Annotated in this window: 8 tRNA genes; all 8 read left to right on the top strand. The window is 40.1% G+C overall.

What is annotated here, in order from left to right:
* Positions 1 to 106 precede the first annotated feature (106 nt).
* The 8 genes from ACP6PK_RS20540 (at position 107) to ACP6PK_RS20505 (ending at position 1,297) form a co-directional block, all read left to right on the top strand.
* Positions 107 to 193 (top strand) — tRNA-Ser (locus ACP6PK_RS20540).
* Positions 194 to 238: 45 nt separating this feature from the next.
* A tRNA-Tyr gene (locus ACP6PK_RS20535) sits at positions 239 to 320 on the top strand.
* An 84-nt stretch (positions 321 to 404) separates the two neighbouring features.
* Positions 405 to 479: transfer RNA gene (locus ACP6PK_RS20530), tRNA-Arg, on the top strand.
* A gap of 4 nt (positions 480 to 483) precedes the next feature.
* A tRNA-Phe gene (locus ACP6PK_RS20525) sits at positions 484 to 556 on the top strand.
* A 68-nt stretch (positions 557 to 624) separates the two neighbouring features.
* Positions 625 to 698 (top strand) — tRNA-Leu (locus tag ACP6PK_RS20520).
* A gap of 252 nt (positions 699 to 950) precedes the next feature.
* Positions 951 to 1,022 (top strand) — tRNA-Asn (locus ACP6PK_RS20515).
* Between the two features lie 74 nt (positions 1,023 to 1,096).
* A tRNA-Gln gene (locus tag ACP6PK_RS20510) sits at positions 1,097 to 1,167 on the top strand.
* 52 nt (positions 1,168 to 1,219) lie between these two features.
* Positions 1,220 to 1,297, top strand: a tRNA-Leu gene (locus tag ACP6PK_RS20505).
* Positions 1,298 to 1,890 lie beyond the last annotated feature (593 nt).

Raw genomic sequence — 1,890 nt, 5'->3', positions numbered from 1 at the left:
CCACTCATCCAATCATCAAATCAATTATTACCCATTTTTTATCAATTAATTCTCCACCAGAACCTATTTATTGGAGATACGGTTAGGGCTTCTATAAAGACTTTTAGGAGAGGTGGCCGAGTGGCTGAAGGCATCTTCCTGCTAAGAAGAAACGGTTTAATTGCCGTCGTGGGTTCAAATCCCACTCTCTCCGTTGTGTAGTGTATTTTGCTTTTGCTGAAAACATTATGCAATTATTGGGTCAGCTCGCCTATTAGGGAGGGCAACAGTCTGTAAAACTGTCGCTTAATGCTGTGCAGGTGCAAATCCTGTCTGACCCACCTTTTTATCAGTTATCAGTTATCAGTCATCAGTCATCAGTCATCAGTTGACAGTTAATGTTTTTATCGTTATAACTACTTCATGGGAGCGTGGTGTAAACGGATAACACGCCAGTCTACGAAACTGGAGACTTGGGGGTTCAAATCCCTCCGCTCCCGTTATCCCCTGGTAGCTCAGTTGGTAGAGCGCCTGTTTGAAGAGCAGGAAGTCGTCAGTTCGATACTGATCTGGGGGGTATCCTAGAAATAGCAGTTATAGTCATTCTGAATTCTAAATTCAGAATTCTCAATTCTATAAGAATACACCCCTGTAGCCCAACAGGAAGAGGCGCTAGACTTAGGATCTAGATGTTGCTGGTTCGATTCCAGTCAGGGGTATTGGTGACACGCGGAGATGGAGCAAGAGTGGCTCAGTAGGTTCATACCCTAAAAATCAGTGAGTGCAACTCTCACCTCCGCCACCAAACGCAGGTGTAATATCATGTTCGGTAGCATCGGTATTATATAGGGAAAGTAAGGAAGAAGGAAGAAGGAAGAAGGAAGAAGGAAGAAGGAAGAAAAACTCTAAGATAAGGTAGATATTTCTCCAGTTTTTACACAAACGATACCAACGGACATGATATGATTTATTGCCCTGTAGCTCAGTGGTAGAGCGATCGCCTGTTAAGCGAACGGTCGTAGGTTCAATCCCTACCGGGGCAGTTATTTAATGCCGGGTGGACAAATAATTCAGTCAAAGTTTTTAATCCTTCGACTATTACTTCTGACTTTCTTATTGAGGAGTGGTCTAATGGTATGACATCGCTCTTTGAAAGCGAAAATGCAGGTTCGATCCCTGCCCCCTCAGTTATTATACTTCTTATGTGTGAGTTCAAATATCATTAGGAGTATCAACATTTGCTCCTGTGGCGGAATAGGTAGACGCGACAGACTTAAAATCTGTTTTAATTTTGTGGGTTCGACTCCCACCAGGAGTATTCTGAAACAAAACTTTTAGGGATTGAGAAAAAATACTTAAATTTTCAAGTAGTCATCAAACTTGTATTATAGCAATCCTAAATGATTTGTGAGAATTTTTATAATAGTTAAGATTGACGAAAAACCTTCAAAATTCTGATTCCTGACTCCTGTAAGGGCGATTCGCGTTTTGCATTCTCCAAAGCTTTCCTAAGGTCATGCTCCGCATTCATGTCGGCTCTTAATTGAAATAGGATTGCTATAGGTAATTTCGTTGGACAAAAGCTGGCCTTAGCTGGCCTTTTTTACAGGCTAATCAGAGTTTTATATGATACACTCATGAATTTTTTCCAAAAAAGCCTCAGAAGCCCGATCGATCGAGGTTTTTTTCAATCAACTTTATTAAGGAAAATATTGCACAGCAAGGAGTTTAGGATATTCATGCAACAAAGACAATAGTAATTATTTTATATAATTAATCTAGGTGGAATTAATTACCTTTAGTCTAATTAACTGATGCAGAAAATTCTCAACTATGAACTCCTAGAAGAAATTTATGGCAGCGATCGCACAATAGTGTATCGCGCTTACTCAGAATTAGACAAAAAATCAG

The sequence above is a fragment of the Dapis hubbardiae BLCC-M172 genome, assembly GCF_050016015.1.
Taxonomy (GTDB): domain Bacteria; phylum Cyanobacteriota; class Cyanobacteriia; order Cyanobacteriales; family Microcoleaceae; genus Trichodesmium.
Note: the sequence above shows the minus strand (reverse complement) of the source record. Positions and strands in the feature narration are given on the sequence as shown.